The following is a 20,332-nucleotide window of genomic DNA, read 5'->3' as shown; positions in this document are numbered from 1 at the left end:
GTTATTAGTTTTTTTGATTTTTCAATAAAGCCACCAAAAAAAAGAACGGTAATCAATATCTAGTGATAAAACTTAGCTATTCACTAATGCATTAAGCATAAATTTACATTAAAAATTATGTTAAATATCATCATTTTAGATATATTTAATGCAAAAATCATTTTAAATAAACACTTTTTTATGAAAAAACTCACGCAATTTATAATCGCACTATCCACATGTCTGTGTTTTTCACAACAGACTATAACAGGAGTTGTGTCAGACTCTAGTGGTTCTCCTCTACCCGGAGTAAACATTATTGAAAAAGGAACTACTAATGGCTCTGTAACAGATTTTGATGGTAAATATAGTATCGAAGTTAATCCTGAAAGCGTTTTAGTTTTTAGCTATATAGGCTTTAACACAAGAGAAATTACTGTAGCTAATCAAACCGTTATCAATGTTTCATTAGGCAATGGAGCACAACTTGAAGAAGTTATTTTAGTAGGATCTAGAGCCTTACCAAGAAGTAATACTACTTCTGCGCTTCCTGTTGATGTATTACCTGCAAAAGAATTGGCTTCTACTGGTCAAATTACATTCGATAAGGCGCTACAATATAAAATACCTTCCTTTAACACTGTTCAGACCCCCGTAAATGATGCCACTTCATTACTGGATCCTTATGAAATTAGGAATATGGGACCTAGTAGAACTTTAATCCTTATCAATGGTAAGCGTAAAAACCTGAGTGCTCTATTATACACACAGACCTCTCCAGGAAGAGGTGAAACAGGCTCTGATATTTCTGCTATCCCCACAGATGCCATCAAACGTGTAGAAATACTAAGAGATGGTGCTTCTGCCCAATATGGTTCTGATGCCATTGCAGGGGTAATGAATATTATCCTAAAAGATAACCCTGACGAAGGTTCTGTAACGATCAAATCAGGAATCACTTCTGAGGGAGACGGAGAAACCATCGGTATTAGCCTAAATAATGGAGCTTCTATAGGAGAAGATAAAGGTTTCTTTAACTATACTGTGGATTTTTCTAAAGTGAATCTTGCTAATAGACCAGGAACAGTAGACGCTGACGGAGAATTTACTGATTTTGCATTTACAGACCCTGATAGCTATAAAAATTATTTAAATCCTGATGGTAAAACATTAGAAGGCGTTGGGGATTTGACTGGACGAAGTGAAGAACAAGCCCAACAAGATTTTGTTAATTCTTATGTTGGAACTCCTGCACATGCAACAAGATTAGCCCAGATCAATAGTGATAATACACAAGGTAGAGCTGATGTTAATGAATTTTTAGCTCTAAAACCTGATGCTGGAAACGTTAATGGATCTCCAGAAACAGCAGCAGCAAAATTCTTGATCAATGGAGGGTATAATATTAATGAAAATACACAGATATACCTAAATGCTGCTTATGTTTATAAAAAAGTAAATAGTTTTGCTAATTACAGAACTCCTTATTGGAGAACATTATCCGATTTTCCATATTTACAAAACTTTTTCCCTGATGGACCAAATGGTCAATATGTAGGATATGCTCCTACCTTCGAAGGAGATCTTAATGATTACAACGCCACTATTGGGTTTAAAACTAAAAAAAATGGTTGGAATTACGATCTTAGTTATACTACTGGAGGTAATACACAAACCTATACCGTAAACAATTCTCATAATAGAAATACAGTGTACTCTCCATCAACATGGACTGATAGTAACAGTAATGGGAATATAGATCAAGGAGAAATAACTGAAGGATCTCAATTATATAGAGAAAATAGTCCTATATCATTTGATCCAGGAGGAACTGGATTTAGACATAGTGTAGGAAATATAGATATTGCTAAATTATTAACTGATAAAATTAGTCTTGCTTTTGGTGCTGAGTTTAGAAGTGAAACCTTTGAAATTATAGAGGGTGATTTGGCTTCTTATGATGGAGGTGGAGCAGATTCTTTTGCAGGAAATAGCCCAGAAAATTCTGGAAAATTTAATCGTTACAACTTTGGTGGGTACTTAGATCTCGCAGTAGATATCACAGAAGATTTTTTGGTTAATGGTACTGCACGATTAGAGGATTATAGTGATTTTGGGGAAGCATTCGTATGGAAGATTAGTTCTCGATATAAATTTTTAGAAGATAAGATATCTATAAGAGCTTCTATATCTACAGGATTTAGAGCCCCTACACTTCATCAAATCTACACCCAAAAAGCACAATATAGTTTTGTCCCAGGAAAAGGAATACAAGTTGGGGGATTAGTAAATAATGTATCTCCACAAGCTCGATTACTAAACCTTGATAAATTAGATGCCGAAAAATCAACAAATATTACAGTTGGTCTTGGAGCAAAGATTAATAGCAATATCAATTTTACCATTGATTATTATAATATTGAGGTAAAAGATAGAATTATCTTAAGTACTGAAATCGGAAAAACTGCCACTGATGCAGTAGGGAACAGTATTGGTAATACCAATCTTGACAAGCTATTAAATGACAATAGTTTAAATGATTTGAGCTTTTTTGTCAATGCGCTTGATACCAGAACTTCTGGTGTTGATTTTGTCGCTAATTATCGAAATATTAGCATCGCCAATGGGCAACTCGACTTTAGTTTATCTGGGAATTACACTATAGAGAATAAAAGAATTGGTAATGTTAAAAACCCAAAAATAGTAGCAGATGCAGGTCAATCTGTAGTTAATGAAACTCAAGAAGCTTTGTTTTTTACCTCTAGACCAGAGACAAAATGGATCTTGGGAGCTAATTATGAAATAGGCAAATTTGCATTCTCAATAAACAATACTTATTTTGGTAAAACAACATTTAGACAACAAGGTTTGGGACCAAATCTAAAAACAGAATTTGTACCAAAAATTGTTACCGACCTAGGTATTAACTTTAATGTTACAGAAAAATTTACTGTGGCTGCAAATGTTAATAATATTTTTAATGTTCTACCAGAATGGAAGTTTAAAGCACTTAATGATGCAGGTAGAGCTACACTAAATGATCCGGCTGCAACTAAATCAGTCTCTAACTTACTAACCTTTAATCAAAGATACTCTCAGATGACTTATGATGGGTTTCATTTTAGTCAATTAGGAACAATGTTTAGCCTATCATTAAACTATAAATTATAAATAGACAAAATCAGAATACCATAAGTAATTATAGTTCTTTTTAATCTTATACTATAGTATATATAATTTTAAAACCCTTTATTTATCATGATAAATAAAGGGTTTTATATATCTCTAAATATTTAACAGCAAAATCTTTCATTTTATTAGTCTTTTCCATTGTTAGAATCTTATTTTTGTATGAAATTTAGTTGAATTATTTATGAAGGATTTAACCCGCTACTTCTATAACCTTTTTATATCTAAAGGTCTTTCAGAAAATACAGCAGAATACTTAAACCTTTTTATAGGAATAGCTATACTCATTGTTATTCTCTTTATATTAGATTTTCTGACCAAAAAAGTATTTGTCAGTATTTTTAAAAGTTATGCCTCTAGGTCTAAAAACACTTTTGATGATTATCTGGTAAAGAATAAAACTTTTGATTATCTGGCTCATATCATACCGCTATCCATAATAGTATGGGTTGTTCCTATATTATTTATCGCTTTTCCTACAGCAGAAAAATATCTAGAAATCCTTTTTAATAGTATGGCTATTATTTTAACCATCTGGATTGTAAGAAGTATTCTCAGAACATTTAGAGATTTTTTAAAATCTTTAGATTCTTTTAAAGATAAACCTATCGATAGCTATGTACAGGTATTTATGATATTTGTTTGGTTTATAGGAGCAATCCTTATCTTTTCTTTACTAACAGGGAAATCAATTTGGACATTCCTAACTGCTCTTGGAGCAATGTCCGCTGTTATTCTTTTGATTTTTAAAGACACTATATTAGGATTTGTAGCTAGTATACAAGTTGCTGTAAATGATACGGTTAGGATTGGAGATTGGATTTCTATGGAAAAATATGGGGCTGACGGAGATGTTGTAGAAATTAACCTATCTTCTGTAAAGGTTCAGAATTTTGATAAAACCATAACTACAATACCAACATATTACCTTACCTCTCAATCCTTCAAAAACTGGAGAGGGATGATGAATTCTGGAGGAAGAAGAATTAAAAGAGCACTCCTTATTAAAACATCTAGTATTAAATTTTTATCAGAAGAAGATATTGATCAATTAAAAAAGGTAGAATTAATTAAAGGATATCTTGATGGGGTTCAGAAAAGTATAGATACTCATAATCTAGAACAAAATGTAGATAAAAGTATATTAATGAATGGTAGGAACTTAACTAATATGGGAGTTTTTAGAAACTATGTAGAATTATATTTAGAAAATCATCCATCCATTAATAAAGATATGACGATTATGAGCCGTCAATTACCTCCTTCTGCACAAGGAACTCCTTTAGAAATATATGCTTTTAGTAATAATAAAGTATGGAAAAACTACGAACATATAATGGCTGATATCTTTGATCACTTACTATCTGCAATACCATATTTTAACTTAGAAGTATTCGAATTAAACTACGCAACAGAACAATAACATATCAAATAATACTAAATTTATGATTTCCAGTTTTAGAATAATCAGTTACCTAGAAGGTATCTCATATTTATTAATCCTATTCGTAACTATGCCATTAAAATATATGTTCGAATATCCAGAGCCTAATCAAGTCATTGGAATGGCACATGGTTTTTTATTTCTAATCTATATTGTATTTGCTATTCTTGTAAAATATGAAAAGAACTGGAATTCTAAAACTTTAGCTATTGTATTACTTTGCTCTGTCATTCCTTTTGGGACGTTTTGGATGGATAAAAAGTATTTAAAACAATAAGGTAGCACAACTAAAATTTGATTACTATATTATTTATACTCCTCCACGAGTATTTTGATTTACTGCTAACGTATTATTTATTGTAGAAAAAATAAAATCTGTAGTAGGATCAAAAGTATAAACCAAATACATCAATAAATTATTCTATTACTCTGGATATTCAATTCTAAGGTGGTATATATTGGTTAGTTTTCGTTTAAATACTTTTTTGATCTGTTGGATTTCTTTAAAAGTAATATTAGCGTTTAGAAACTGATCATTTTCCATTTGCTTGCTTACAATTTTTTCTACAAAAGAATCGATTAAACTACTGGTAGGGTTTTTCAAGCTTTTTGAGGCTGCTTCTACACTATCACTCATCATTAAGATAGCGGTTTCTTTGGAGAAAGGTCTAGGTCCTGGGTATTGAAAATCTTTTATATTCGCATTTTCATTATTTTCTTTTTCTTTACTATAAAAATAATATACTGTACTTGTTCCATGATGGGTTCTGATAAAATCAATTATGCGATCTGGTAAATTATGTTTTTTAGCAATTTCTATCCCTCGTATAACATGGTTGATAATAATTTTAGCACTTTCTTTAGGTGATAATACATCATGAGCATTACCCGAAGCTGATTGATTTTCTGTAAAATAGGTAGGGTTCGCCATTTTTCCTATGTCATGATACAAGGCCCCTACTCTAACCAACATTGCATTAGCACCAATCTCATTAGCAGCAGCTTCTGCGATATTTGCTACATTAAGAGAATGATGAAATGTTCCTGGTGCTTTATTAGACAATTCTTTAAGCAAAGCTGAGTTCGTGTCACTAAGTTCTAATAGAGAAACATCAGAAATAAGTCCAAAAACCTTTTCATAAGCATAGATCAATGGATGTACGATAAGTGTTGCAAATCCACTAATGATAAACAATCCCACTGTAACCCAATCGATATTACTTATACTCCCCTCGTGAATAACATGAAATGAGATATATGCTAATATATAAATCAGTGTAATCTGCCCTACAGAAATAAATAGATTAGCTCTCTTAAACGATTCTGAAATGGTAAGTATGGTTACAATCCCTGCTATAATTTGTAAAAACATGTATTCATAACTATTAGGAACCACAAAACCTAAAATAAGTACTGTAATGACATGAGTAAACAATCCTAATCTAGAATCAAAAAAGGCTTTTAATATCAGTGGTAGAATACATAATGGAACTACATATATATATTCTGATTTATATTTAATAACAAGTGTTGTTATCAATACCATGAAAAGCACGTTGAAAAAAATAAAAGTTACCTGTGTATTATTCTCATATATATCCGCTCTATATTTTTTAATAAACAACAATAACATCATCAATGCCAAAGAAACCAGAAAGCAATACCCTAATACAATCCAGTAGAAATTCTTATCACTCCAAACCTGAGATTCATATTCTGCTTTTAATGAATTCAATATTTGTAGCTTATCTCCTTCTACAACCTCTCCTTTGGCTATAATTCTACTCCCTCTAGAAATCCCTCCTCTTGTTGTAAGCACTTTTGTTAATTCATTATCTAAAGCACTCTGTGTTAGTTTTTCATTTAGTCTTACATTTGGCTTTATCAAATCATAAAATAAGGATACATAATCACTTTTAAACTTTGCATATTCACTTTTATCAATACGTGAGTTGATGATCTTAGTTAATGCCTGAGGTGTTAAAATCTGGCTATACGTAATTGCTTCTGCAGTATTACCTTTATTAAGAAATATCTGCCTTTGATCATTATAAGTATATTCTTCATATAATACTCCATATCGATAAATATCGTTTAGTAATATCCTACCAAAAAGTTTTGCTTGATCCTTAGCACTACTTTGATCAAAAACTTTTAGATAATTAGAGAATGCTTTATCATACAATTCTTTAGCACTATTAGCTATTACAGTATCATACTCAAAATATGGAATTACATTATCAGTAATTCGTTTTTTTTCTGTTTCAATTTCGGTTGCAGTCTTGGCTATTGCAAAATCAAATGGAGCGTATAAATTTTCATACTGCCAAGGTTTTCCTTTCGTAAGTTCGTACTTAAATATCCCTCCTTTAGGAAATAAGTATACAATAAGAACTGTAGTACATAAAAATAGAAAGATCCTATATATTGAAGATTGTTTTTTATATAATGTATTTAAGAATCTTTTCATTCATTAATTATTTATTGAACTCATTAAGGCTTATATTTTTAAGTAAAAAAAATAGCTTAAGAGATTTACTATTATTTTTTATGAACTGAGCATAGCTGCTTTTATCTGTTTAACGATTTCGATATGATCTAATCCAAAATCTTTCCAAGCTAGGTTCAGTTCTTTCATATCCACGTGTTTTACAATAGTGCCATAATCAGCACGCTTTCCATCAATAGTAGGATACCCAATTACATAAATACTATCTGCTAGCTCTACTGCTAATTCTATATCATGAGTAGAATAGATAATCGTATTAAACTCATGGGTAGAAGTAATTAGATTAAATGCATTTTTTACATCTTCTATATTGCCGACATCTAAGCCCGAGAAGGGTTCATCTAAGACCATATAATGTCCTGAACATAATATTTGCTCTATAATCGCAGTACGTTGTCTTTGCCCTCCTGATAACTCATTAGGGTATTGATCTTTGGCTTTTTCTAAACCCCAGTCTGCAAGATAATTCATGATCATGGTATGCTTCTCTTCTTTAGACATCTCTTTTTTACGAAGTGCAAAAAGTAATGCCTGATAGACTGTTTTATTTCTAAACAGTGTGTATTTTTGATCTACAAAACCTATATCACCTTCATGTACTTCTTTTGCATCATTTTCTGAGTCCGTAGTGGTATCGGCTATTAGTATTTTTCCTGTAGTTGGTTTTATCAAGCCTGTCATTGCTCTAAACAAAGTTGATTTACCTCGTCCAGAACGTCCTACAAAAGCAATCACCTGTCCCGTAACACTTCCTTCTCTTATAACATCTTTCTCTACAAAATTAATATCTTTTATTACTGTCTTATCACCATATGCAACACTCAAATCGCTTACATATAATAGTGTATTTTCTGTTTTATAAGCCATCGGGTTATATTTTGGAATATCTAAAAAATGTTTTTCTAAGGTAATTAAGAACAAAATCAATTGATAAACCAACTACTAATATTACAATCTGCAGAGCTATAATTCTACCATGATTCATAAATTTATCAGAGTTCTTTATCAAAAAACCTAGTCCTCCTGCTGCTACAAGAATAGATTCTACAGTCACTAGCATCATCCATACAATGGCTAAGTTTTGCCTAATTACTTCTATTACATGGTCTATTCTTCCTTTTATTACAACTTCCCATAGTACTTCCCAACGATTACATTGTAGTGATCGTGCATGATCAAACTCTTCTTGTGGTATTGAGCTAATCATACTTAACAATGATGTCGTAAGATAAGTCGCCATAAAAACTACTAGTACCCATACTTGCATTGTTCTGGCATCACTGATAATGATAGCCAAATAAAATGATATTCCTGTAAGTGGGAGGTAACGAAGTTTACTTAACGTTCTGGCTATTGGTTGTAGTACAGGGATTGTGGATAGATAAGCTACTACTATAGAAATTAGGACTGCAATTAGTATTGCTTTTATACATAGTAATAATGAGCTTCCAATATGTACCACAAGTCCCTCATTATACAGTTCTGTAAATCCTGTTAATACTTGTTTTGGAGAGGGAAATAAATGCCGTTCTCCCATACTAGATATAAACCAGAAAATCAATACTATTGCTATCCATGAAGATACAATAAGTATTCTACTATTTTTACTAACTTTTTCAAACGGTTCAAATAAGTGCCTTATCATAAACTTGGTATTAAAGAGAGAGCCGTCTTATATGTGAAATAATATTTGACACATAAATAAGACGGCTCTTATTAATTTGATATCATGCTATTTTAAAAGTGTAATCACTACCCTTCTATTCTTAGCTCTACCTCCACCAGTAGTGTTACTTGCTATTGGCTCATCTTCACCTTTTCCTATCACAGATTGAAAACGTGATTGAGGGATTCCTTTACTTCTTAAAAAGCTTACTACTGATTGTGCTCGTCTTTGAGACAGGTCATAGTTTGATTCTGTAGACCCCGTATTATCAGTATGTCCTTCTAATCTAAGCTTAGTATCTTCTGCCTGGATAAGTAGGTTATATATTGTTTCTAAAGTACTTGCTGATGATCTGGATATATTTGCACTTCCTGTATCAAAATTAATATTCCATTCTCCTGAGGCTAATACTTCTTCTGCTTCTTTGGTATAATCTGCTTTATAAGCTGATCCTGCATCAATATCATTTATATTTTTTATAAAATATAGATTCACTGCTTCGTCGTAAGGTACAATTCTTTTAACAGACTCATTAAAGCCAAAAGGATTGAGTTCGTTTAGATAAGAAGATACTTGATTATATACTGCCTTATATCTATTAGTTCCGTCTGTAATCCCATAATATTGCATTACATCTGCATAGTTGAATACTCTTGATCCTCCCATATTATAATCAATACCATTTTTACTCCCTTTTTGTCCTTTAAACATATCATACCAATATTTAGGGGTTTCTAAATCGTATGTTGTTGCGATGGCTTCAGAAGCTCTAACTCTCCAATCATCGTATTGTTTCATTTGATTAGAAGCTGTTAGGGCTGATTTTAATATATTACTTACAATATCTGGATGTTTTACTGACCATTCTTTTACTGCAATCACTGTAGTTGCCATCTGGTTATTAAACTCACGGGTGGATATAATATCTGTAAAGCCGTTTAATGCATCAAAAACCATTTTATCACCAGGTGTCCAAGTAGCACAACCGTCCACTTTTTTATTGATCGTTTTCCCTGTTAATTTTCCATTTTTCACTTCTTTAAGTGGGACTGTCCAACCTGCTTTTTGGGATTTTATTAGTTCTTCTGCTGACTTTATGTAATCATCATCTTGGGATGGATAGAAGTTTACTGCATCTGGATCATAAGTAGTCACGTCTGGATTTACTTTTAAACCATTAGCAAAGGCATAATTTAAGGCTGTTACCCAATCTCCATCACCAAGTACAGCAGATATTAAGGATCCTTTCATGCTTTTAGGGTCAACTTTCCAACTTGGTGGACCGATTAACTTATCCTCTCCATAACTAAGACCAACAGCTCCAACTACTTGCACATGGTATTTATCTTTACCAAATTTATCATCCAAAGCTTGTTGCATGGTACTGATATAGAAAGGAGCTCCATCCCCCATCATCATAATCGCAAATGCACTCTTATCTGCATCAGGAAACTCTTCTCCTCTATCAAACTCTTCAATAAACTTCATTTGCATGTTTCTCAATTCAGAAAGCCAGTCTTGGCGAATGATTTCTAAATTTACTCCATTCTGCTCCATCAAAGAGCCTTTAGTCGTTTTTGGACCTCCATTAGACACAATAATACCTGATTGAGCATTCCAAGCATAGGCAGCCATTCTTACTAACGGCTTATCCTTAACACTACTTGATAAACGTGTAGATGGTAATTCTATTTTTTCTGAAGTGGTTACATTATCTACTTCGTCCTTATTAATATTTAACTCATTTAATTGCTTAGCTTTTCCTACCGTAAGCCCTGGTGCAAAATAATACACAGCTCCTAAAATAGCTGCTAATAAAATAATTACAATAAGCAGTTCTGAGAATGTTGTAAGCTTTTTTGTTCTTAAAATTTTACCCATTTTTTATTTTTATTTCTGTTTTTATTTCTATTTAGTCAAACATATTTCCAAAACCACCACTAGCCTCTTTATCTTCTGCTGATAGCTCATAGTTAGGGTTTCTGTATTTTCCTGCATCAGGAATATAATCTTTACCTGTTTTTATATTATCAGCTAGTGTGTCTAATTGAGAATATAACTCATCACTATCCATATCATACTTAGAGGTTAACATATCTATATCTGATAAGTTCTCTTGTGTTTTTGCTATATCCATAGCTATTGTTTCTGAGATTACATCTAATGCATATTCTAACTCCCAATCTTTTGTAAATAACATTGCTGATTTAGCTCCTTCTGTTGCTGCTTTTGCTGATTTAGCAAATTCATATTCTTTTTCCAACATCTTTATAGTAACTTCAAAATCAGATATTTTAATATCTATTGCTGTACCTGCTAATGTTAATTTACGATCTAATTTACCCATTACATTAGCTCTACTTCCATATTTTTGGATAAAGCCTTTACTTTGTTTTAGCTGGTGTGCTACTTGTTGTGATTGTGATAATTTTTTTGCTAAAGTACTATGTAAGTTTACATACTCATCTGTATCCTTACCTGCAGCTCCTTTCTGAGCTACTATTGCTTCCATTTTACTTCTAATTTTCTCTGCTTGTTTTTGCAACGTGACCACTTGATCCTGAAACTCTTTAGATTCTCTCTCTGCTTTTGAAGCTTCTAATTCCATATTGCTTTTTAAAGCTTTAATCTTGGCTTTAGAATCTTTAAAAACCTTTCTATTCATAAGCATTTTTTGCTTTTGTTCTTGTAATTCTCCGAATGGATCGTGTTTTATTAACGACTTATGAATCCCTCTTGTTACTCTACGTAAGAACTTAAAAATTACGGGAAGCATTAGTATAAAGAATACAACAAATATTCCTACTCCTGCCAATGCTATGACTTGTCCTAATGCTGTGAATAAAGGAGGTAATATATATACCCATGCGGCATATCCTAGTCCTGCAAATAATGCAATTTTGATAAAAGTATTTAGTCCTTTTTCTCCACTTCTCCAATTCTTAGGGTTTAAAGAAACCTCTCCTTTTTCATCATCGAAATGTTTAAGAATTGGTAGATCTAATAAGTGGTTTTTTGATTCCTGATCCATTAATGTATTGCTTATATATTACTTTTAATCCCGTCTACAACGGTTACTATTGTTTCCAAAATTTTTGACCTCGCTATATCATTAGCAGCTATTTTTTGGTCTATATTGGATACTTCTGACATTTGATTTGCATCAAGAGATTGAAGTTTATTTTTTTTAATACTAATCTGATTTTGAATTTCTAGTAATTGTTTTTCTAAATCAGAAATCTCTTTATCTAAAAGGTCTTTTTTAGTTTTTTGATCATTTAGTATTTTAGATTTCTTTGCATTTCCTTGTGATTGATATTGCTTGTATACTTTTTCTATTTCATTAATATAAAAATCTGCTTGGGATAGTAATGAATTTTTAGTGATACCTGACTCTACACTCTGTGCCATTGTTAATGCCATTTTATATACAGAAGGGTCATTAGACCCTACTGCTTTGATAGCTTTAAAGAACTCATAAAAATCATACCCTGGCTTATTTAATGATTCAAAACCAGATTCGTACATTTCTATAATAGTATTAAGTACACTATCACTTACTACAGTCGACTTAGATGTATGATCCGGAAATTTAGAAACTGATTTACTTGATTCTGGAAAAGAGGTAGTGCTACTACTTGGTTTAGATATTGATACTTTTTCTTTAGATTTTTCTTCCTCAGAAGTTTCTTCGTTAATAAAAATACCTTTCCAATTAAATTTTTCTTTAGCCATTTAAAATATATTTAATAAAATCATTAGTGCTAAAATACTAATCACAGAGGTAAAGTTATATAAATATTACTATTTTTTCATCCCTGCTATGATTACAATTTAAAAAATATGGGGCAAAAAAAAATGATTCCATAGTAGTTTACAAAACATTACCATCTTAATTAGTAGTATAGATTTATAAATTGTTACAATACACAACGCTCATGCTTTATATACAAATTCACTCCTAAAGTACTAAAAATACATATTTTTATAGCATTATAACAATAAACATATTGAAAATAAAGCTATTATCTATTATTAAAAAAGCTCACTTATTTGCATACTTCTGCTCAAAATCAAAAAATATAAATGTTTTTATTTAGTTCTATTAGATTTTAACTTATTGCTTTTTAACATAAAGAATAGTACTTTTTATTCATCTTCATCAAAAAGGATAATTTCTTTTACTGTTTTTAGTATTTCTGGGATATCATCTTCTGTTAATGTTATTAGAATTTCTTCTGTAATCGGTGTAATTGTTACTATTCTATTAGCTTGTCGTTCTATAATTTTTTCAAACAGATTTCTTATTGTTCTTGCATTACCAAAACTTCTATGCCTCTTTTCATATAGCCTATCAAGGATCTCTAATAGTTTTTCTTCGGCATCTTTTGTTAATACAAAATCTGCTTTTTTTGCAAATAGTCTAAAAATATCTAATAATGCTTCTGCTGTAAAATGATCAAATTCAAAATACCTATTGAATCGTGATTGAAGCCCCGGATTTGTTTGTATAAACCCTTGCATTTCATCGGGGTATCCTGCTACAACAATAACCAAATTATCTCGATGATCTTCCATACGTTTTAACAATACTTCTATTGCTTCTGTACCAAAATCATTAAGCCCTCCTGAGGTAAGCGCATATGCTTCGTCGATAAACAACACCCCACCTATTGCCGATTTAATAATTTCGTCTGCTTTGATTGCTGTTTGCCCAACATAGCCAGCTACCAGACCAGATCTATCTGTTTCTATTAAATGTCCTTTCTCTAAATATCCTAAATGTTTGTATATCCTACCTAACATACGGGCAACTGTGGTTTTACCTGTACCCGGAGGTCCCATAAAAACAGCGTGTAACGAATTATTGGAAGTCTTTAACCCTTTCTCTTCTCTTATTTTTTGTATGTTTAGGAAATTGGTCAAATCCTGAATATTTTTTTTAATAGCACTAAGACCTATTAATTCATCAAGTTCGCTAAGAACGATTTCTAATGTATCATTATCAAGAACTTCGTTATACTTTGCTTTTTTAACAACTCTCTTTGGATTATTCACTTTATTTGATACTTGTGTTAAAAATACACGTTCTTTATCAGTAATGGTATGATCTGCATTGACCATTAAGAAAGTGACTCTATTAATAAATGAATTTATACGTAATGTATGTTCATTTTTAGTTTTCTTTAAAATTACTGGAAAAACAAATTCTGATTTCATCCCCACAATAGGTTCAAAAAAAGAAGTGTTCCTAATTGTATTTATATTCTTATTAAACTGAGATGACAACGGAAGCTCATTAAGCTTTGTCAGATCATAAGAAATACTTAAGTCTCGACCTTGTAGTTTTTCATAAAAATACACCAAGATAAATTTAACTTTCAATGGTACTTTAGAATCATCACTAAATAGCCCTATATAACCTTCATATATTTTTACAATATCGTGTAATAGAATATGTTCAGCCTTATACTGTACTCCGCTATAATGATCATCTACAATAGAGTATATTGCGTTTTTTAATTCATTATTCGTATTTAAATCGTGACAAATTGCTATTACTTTGTCGCCCTCTTTTTTGAGAAGTTCAAGAAATGATGAAGAAATTTCCAATAACTTTAGTTTTTAAAAGTTTATCCGTAGCAAAGTATATTTCTTTACAAGTAAATATTACTCTCCCACCTATTTTTAACAAATATAATAATCCCAAAGTTATTAAAGAGATAGAGTATCAAATAGGAATAGTAAAATAAAAAGTACTGCCTTCTTCTTCTTTGGATTTTAACCAAATTTTTCCTCCATGAGCTTCTACTATTTTTTTACAATGAGCTAATCCAATTCCTGTTCCTTCATATTCTTCTCTGGAGTGCAATCGTTGAAAAATAGCAAATATTCGATCTTGGTATTGTTCTGATATCCCAATACCATTATCTTTTATCGAAAATTGCCAAAATCCTGTATCTTCATTCTGTGGATTATTTTTTTTGATGCATGAAACAGTAATTTCAGGAATTGTACTAGGTTTAATAAACTTCATACCATTACTAATAAGGTTTTGAAATAATAAACGAAGTTCTATTTCTGAGCCTTTAACAACAGGTAAGTTTTCTATATGTATTTTTGTTTCGGTTTTTTCAATTATACTTTTTAAATCACTCTTCAATTCTTCTATTATTGTATTACAATCAACAGCCTCATATGTCTTAGTTCTTCCTAATCTGGAATACTCCAATAATGCATCAATCAGTTTTTTCATGCGAATACTTGCTTCTTTAATATAACTCATACTCTCTTTTCCTACATCATCAAAGCTTTCTCCATACTCTAGGGACATTAGATCTATAAAGCTAGCTATTGTATTAAGAGGTTCTTGAAGATCATGACTTGCTATATAGGCAAATTGTTCTAGTTCTTTATTTTTTGCTTCAAGTTCAATTGACTGATTATAAATAGAGTGATTTTTGCTTTTTAATTCTTCATTAAACCTTTTCTTAGCTATATATCCTCTATAGATAAAAAATACAGCGCCAAGAATAAGAATAACAAGAGTCATTAGTAATAGATTTACTTTTCTTTGAGTATTAATTTCTGAAGCTTGCTGATCCAAAGTGTTTTGTTGTTCTTTGATCTTATCTATTTGCTGATGCAAAAATTCATTTTGCTTATCTATTTCTAGATTACGTTGCTGTATCTTTTTCTCTTGATTTTTTATAAAAGTAATTTGCTTCTCTATATTTTTTTCCAGTTCTCTTTCAATTACAATCTTTTCTTTATACTTTTTTTGTTGTATTTCACTTTTAGTATAAAGGTTTTTTATTTTTTCATTCCGTTGATTAATTTCTCCTTCTTTATAGTCTATTTCTTCTAAATGATCTGTAATCTTATCTTTTTGATATTGTATTTGTTGTTCTTTACTCTTTAAAATATCTTCTTTTTCTTTGTTATCTTTCTCTACTTTATCTAAAGTTTTTTCAGTTTTTCGATACAGATGTTTCCATTTTTCGGAAGAAGTAATGGCATGTTTTTTCAGTATTGGTGCTAATGTAAACCCTTCTCTATTAATTCGATCTTCATTAATTTCATATTCAAAAGAGTCTCCAACATTAACCATATTAATCATGGAGGTATTAAAATTATAATCCTCACTCACTAATACTATATTTTTTCCTGAAATCTTACTTAGAATATAATCAATACTATAGTTATATTTTTCATTAACATATAATAACTGAATATTCTTTATCTCTTTTACAAATTGAAATCGTACAATTTCTACAGTTTTACCGTTTATTTTACGTCTTTGACTCATTGCTTGGAGATCCAATATAGTTCTATCAGGTCCTAAAACACCTATTTTGAAGTTTGGTTCTTCTATATTCGGCCACCTTATTTGCTGAGCAAAATTAAAAACAAATATAGCTCGCTGTACCCTTTTTACTTCTTCTCTATTAAATTCTTGAGCATTTAATGTAATGACAGAAGATAGTGTCATAAGACATAAAAAGAATGGAATCAAATAAGTACGTTTGATTGATATATTTTCACCTCCCCATATCATAATCTAAGTAATACTCGTGCATAATAGTTTGATCCATTAACTCCGAACTGCTGTACTCTTCTACTATATACAAAATTACCATCTTCTCTATTAGCTGTATGTTTATGAGTATCAGGATATATATCAAAAATATTGTTTCCTCCTAAGGTACACTTGATATAATCATTAATCTGATATGATACTGCCATATCTGTCACCAGTTTTGGAGAAAACTTTTGATCTCTGGTTTCTTTTTCTCCTGTAAAGTCATTTACTACCCAATTAAGAGGATCATCATCATTAGGATGAATAAATTTAACTTCTCCAAAAAATGTATTTGTCATCTGAAATTTAAACTGATCATAATCATACGAAAATAACGAGCTAATTTTATAATTAGGTTGTGCATGCTCTACCCTAGCTATTTCTTCTCTATTAAATAGTACTTTTTCTTGCCCTACTAATGCTTTAGAAACTTTTATAGGACCTTTTACTTTAGTTTGTGTAACATTAGCTCCTATCGAAGCATTAAATTCTCCTGTACCTAGTGTTCTCTTAAAGAATAGAGACATATCGATTCCTGATGTTTTAGAATCTATTGCATTGGTAAAAAATTGAGCTGCACTAACATTAAATGGTTTTAATAGTTCTTCATAACCTTCTGAAAATCTACCTGAAAGAACAATTCTATCTTTTATATCAATTTGATAATAATCAAAGCTATAGGTAATATTATCACTGATTTTTCCACTAAGACCGACACTTAGGTGACTTGACAGTTCTGGTTTTAATTTCCCTATATCAAAAGCTTCTGTACCTACTATGGCACTTTCATTATTAAATGTACCTACTTGCATACTTTCTCCATTAACAAACTGAGTGCTAATATTCTGAAAAAAAACTTGATGAAGCGATGGAGCTCTAAATCCTGTAGAATAACCTGCTCTTACACTAATCTTATCTTTAATTCTATATCTACCTGATAACATCCATATCGTTTGTCCTCCAAAATCATTATATGCTTCGTATCTAGTTGCTCCTCTCATCAACAATTTATCTGTTATATTCACTTCAATATCTAGATAACCAGAGCTATTTGTCCTAAAACGACTTAATTCATTTTCTGGTTGAAAACCAGGAAAAACTTGTGCTCCTACTATTCTAGGTAATTCTATACCTAGATCATTAATATACGTCCTTTCATTATTAACATAAGAAGCTTCTTCTCCTGCTACAATTTCATAGTTCTCTACTCGTAATTCTGCTCCAAAAGCAATATTTACACCACTAAGCCAATCAAATGTTCTTGAAATATCGAGGTTCGTAGTATTTTGTTTATATCTAAAACCTCCTGCATAAAAAGTTGTTGGTGATGCTACTCCTAATGAGGCATTATTCGAATTATTTACAGTATAATCTAATCTATTAATACCTATAGAATGACTAAAATCTACATCCCAATCGTTTTTGACTCCTCTTATACCTCCAGAAATTGCATCATCCTGAATATCTGTAAGGATTTCTGGAGAAAATCCATTTGGAAATAATTCTAAAACCACCTTATCTTGCTCCTTAGGGAATCGATAAAATCCTTTTGATTTGCCTTCTCTATAATTTCTTCCTCCATGCATATAAAACACTGCATAATCAGACATCGTTAACTCTCCATTAAATGATAGTGCAAGATTCTGTGTTTCTGCACTTCCGATCTCCATTACTCGTTTATCAGCATATCCAGTTTGATCAAAAAAACTATTTTTTTCGATTAATAATTGATCTGCACTAGTATCATTAGAATAAACTGTACCCGTATAATCTCCTGACCTATTGACAGCTTCTCTATCTTTATATTCTGCGGTAACATTAATAAAGCCTGCCTTACCAATTTTTAATCCAAAATTTGCAGAAGAGTACCTATTAAGTCCATCTCCTTTTGTATTTATTGCAACTCTATTATCTAATTGAATAATTTCTATTTGTTTTTTTAGTATAATGTTGATCACTCCTGCGATTGCATCAGAACCGTATTGTGAGGTGGCTCCGTCTCTTAATACTTCGATACGTTCAATAGAAGCTATTGGTATCGCATTAAAGTCAGTACCTACCGAGCCTCTTCCTACAGTACCATTAACATTTAATAAGGAACTATTATGTCTACGCTTACCATTAATGAGTACTAATACTTGATCTGGACCTAGTCCTCTAAGTGTTGCTGGATCAATATGATCGGTTCCATCTGCTATAGTCTGATTTGTAGAGTGATAAGAAGGAATTAAATAATGTAGAATATGACTTAGCTCAATCTGAGATGAACTTGTTAATTGCTGAGGCGAAATAATATCAACAGCCGCGGTATTTTTTAAAAGTGATTTAGGCTTGGCTCTAGATCCTAAGGAAACTGGTTGATCTATTGAGAATCCTGTTTCTAAGATAAAATCAACAGTTATTGTATCTCCAACTTTTATATTTACTGTTTTAGAAATCGGTGTATACATTACAAATTTAGAGGTAACCACATACTCTCCTTCATCAATTTCAAAATGATAATTACCATTAACATCTGTTGTTGTATTTTTTTCTGTACCCTCAATAGAAACTCTAGCTCCAGGAAGGTTCCCAAATTGATCAGAAACATTACCTTTTATAACGGCTATTGGTTGAGAAAAAGTTACTGAAACAATACAGAAAAAGAATGCAAAAATAAAAAGCAATCTACTCCTAATCAATAACCTGCTATGTGTTTTTAGTATTGTATTTTTGATATGTTTATTTCTTTTCTAGGGGGAATTATAATAAAATTAATGTTCTTAAATTTATAAAATAAGTATTGATCATCACATCTGTGATGTTAAGCTTTTAGATTTAGAGCATAAAACAGAATTTATATTCTCAAAATATGTAGATATAATATCACAAACAATTTCTTTAGTAAGCATTTTGTCTCTAAATTCTTTTATTTCTACCATATTTCTTGCTTTTTCTATATCTTCTTCAGCAAGTTCTGTACCAATCATCAAAATAATAATAGTTTTTTCTGAAGTGTTGTTTAGTTTTCTGTAGGTATCCAAAAATTCCCACCCATTCATTACAGGCATATTAATATCCAAGAAAATAACTTCTGGTATCACTCCTGATCTAATATACTCTATAGCTTCTGCTCCATTTTTGGCAATTAATACTTCCTCAACACTTTCCGTTTTTTGGATAATTGTTTTATTAAAGAAGTTAGTAGAATTATTATCATCTACTAAAAGAAATGTTTTAATTTTTTTCATTGTATTCAGAAATAAAATAACCTTGTGATCTTATCTTTCTTTTTACATTTTAATAAAATATCGACACCAAAAATAGTTTGATACAAAAGAAATTAAAAACTTAATATTTTAAAAATAATCAAACGTCATTATTTTAGGGTTAAGTACACAAATAAACGATAAAACATAAATATTCTTGCTCATTAAATGAGAAAAAATACTACCTATATTTTTATTAACAATATATCACTTCCCCAAAAAAAATATTTACTTCTTATATTTAATTAAAATGTTTAATTAATATATCATCTAACAACTCTAAAGACAGGGGTTTATTTATAAAATCATCAACCGAGTGATTTTTAGCAGATGCCATCACATCATCCGGATTAGAGGATGTTGATAATAAAATTATTTTTATACCTTCTGTCAATTCATGATTTAGTTTAGAAAACTCTACTAAAAATTCCCATCCATTCATTGCAGGCATATTAATATCCAAAAAAATGAGATTAGGTTTAATGGCTTCGTTTTTTTCTACAGCACTGAGATATTCTAAAGCTACTTTCCCACTTTGTACCGTATATACTTTACAAAAATTTTCATGTTTAGTTACAACTCTTTCGTTAAAAAAATTTGTAGCCTTATCATCATCAACTAATAAGACACAATTTACTTGTATATTCATCTAATTCCCCAATTACCGTCTAAAGGAAATAAACTTATTTGACATATACATAACAAAACTAAATTT

Annotated in this window: 14 protein-coding genes; 3 read left to right on the top strand and 11 right to left on the bottom strand. The window is 30.8% G+C overall.

The window, feature by feature from the left end; translation table 11 throughout:
* Nucleotides 1-180 precede the first annotated feature (180 nt).
* The 3 genes from N456_RS12690 (at nt 181) to N456_RS12680 (ending at nt 4,889) form a co-directional block, all read left to right on the top strand.
* Entirely contained in the window at nt 181-3,150 is a 2,970-nt protein-coding gene (locus tag N456_RS12690) for a TonB-dependent receptor (protein WP_062058618.1), read from the top strand.
* A gap of 202 nt (nt 3,151-3,352) precedes the next feature.
* On the top strand, nt 3,353-4,591 hold the full coding sequence (locus N456_RS12685; RefSeq protein ID WP_062057622.1) for a mechanosensitive ion channel family protein: 1,239 nt from the start codon (nt 3,353-3,355) through the stop codon (nt 4,589-4,591).
* A gap of 22 nt (nt 4,592-4,613) precedes the next feature.
* Entirely contained in the window at nt 4,614-4,889 is a 276-nt protein-coding gene (locus N456_RS12680; protein WP_062057619.1) for a DUF3817 domain-containing protein, read from the top strand.
* Nucleotides 4,890-5,036: 147 nt separating this feature from the next.
* Here the strand turns inward: N456_RS12680 and N456_RS12675 are convergent, their stop codons facing one another.
* The 11 genes from N456_RS12675 to N456_RS12625 all read right to left on the bottom strand — a co-directional run bounded on the left by N456_RS12675 (nt 5,037) and on the right by N456_RS12625 (nt 20,266).
* Nucleotides 5,037-7,082, bottom strand: a complete 2,046-nt coding sequence (locus tag N456_RS12675; RefSeq protein ID WP_062057616.1) for an HD family phosphohydrolase — start codon at nt 7,080-7,082, stop codon at nt 5,037-5,039.
* 78 nt (nt 7,083-7,160) lie between these two features.
* Complete coding sequence (locus tag N456_RS12670) at nt 7,161-7,988, bottom strand: ATP-binding cassette domain-containing protein (RefSeq protein ID WP_148639320.1); 828 nt, start codon at nt 7,986-7,988, stop codon at nt 7,161-7,163.
* A 4-nt stretch (nt 7,989-7,992) separates the two neighbouring features.
* Complete coding sequence (locus N456_RS12665) at nt 7,993-8,766, bottom strand: ABC transporter permease (RefSeq protein ID WP_062057611.1); 774 nt, start codon at nt 8,764-8,766, stop codon at nt 7,993-7,995.
* A gap of 87 nt (nt 8,767-8,853) precedes the next feature.
* A complete protein-coding gene (locus N456_RS12660; protein WP_062057608.1) occupies nt 8,854-10,668 on the bottom strand; it encodes an OmpA family protein in 1,815 nt (604 codons plus the stop codon).
* Between the two features lie 31 nt (nt 10,669-10,699).
* Nucleotides 10,700-11,818: a TMEM70/TMEM186/TMEM223 family protein gene (locus tag N456_RS12655; protein ID WP_062057606.1), complete on the bottom strand. Its 1,119-nt coding sequence runs from the start codon at nt 11,816-11,818 to the stop codon at nt 10,700-10,702.
* A gap of 11 nt (nt 11,819-11,829) precedes the next feature.
* A complete protein-coding gene (locus tag N456_RS12650; RefSeq protein WP_062057604.1) occupies nt 11,830-12,522 on the bottom strand; it encodes a coiled-coil domain-containing protein in 693 nt (230 codons plus the stop codon).
* Between the two features lie 414 nt (nt 12,523-12,936).
* On the bottom strand, nt 12,937-14,400 hold the full coding sequence (locus tag N456_RS12645) for an AAA family ATPase (protein WP_205410271.1): 1,464 nt from the start codon (nt 14,398-14,400) through the stop codon (nt 12,937-12,939).
* A 118-nt stretch (nt 14,401-14,518) separates the two neighbouring features.
* Nucleotides 14,519-16,345 (bottom strand): YfiR/HmsC family protein, encoded by a 1,827-nt coding sequence (locus tag N456_RS12640; RefSeq protein WP_062057602.1) that lies wholly within the window; start codon nt 16,343-16,345, stop codon nt 14,519-14,521.
* Nucleotides 16,342-19,050, bottom strand: coding sequence for a TonB-dependent receptor (locus tag N456_RS12635; protein WP_240315524.1), 2,709 nt, complete (start codon nt 19,048-19,050; stop codon nt 16,342-16,344). The genes N456_RS12640 and N456_RS12635 overlap by 4 nt, the downstream gene beginning before the upstream one ends.
* Before the next feature lie 108 nt (nt 19,051-19,158).
* On the bottom strand, nt 19,159-19,599 hold the full coding sequence (locus N456_RS12630; RefSeq protein WP_062057600.1) for a response regulator: 441 nt from the start codon (nt 19,597-19,599) through the stop codon (nt 19,159-19,161).
* Nucleotides 19,600-19,858: 259 nt separating this feature from the next.
* Complete coding sequence (locus N456_RS12625) at nt 19,859-20,266, bottom strand: response regulator (protein ID WP_062057597.1); 408 nt, start codon at nt 20,264-20,266, stop codon at nt 19,859-19,861.
* Nucleotides 20,267-20,332 lie beyond the last annotated feature (66 nt).

This window comes from Aquimarina longa SW024, assembly GCF_001401755.1.
In the GTDB taxonomy this organism is placed as follows: domain Bacteria; phylum Bacteroidota; class Bacteroidia; order Flavobacteriales; family Flavobacteriaceae; genus Aquimarina; species Aquimarina longa.
This window is presented reverse-complemented; position numbering and strand designations above follow the sequence as displayed.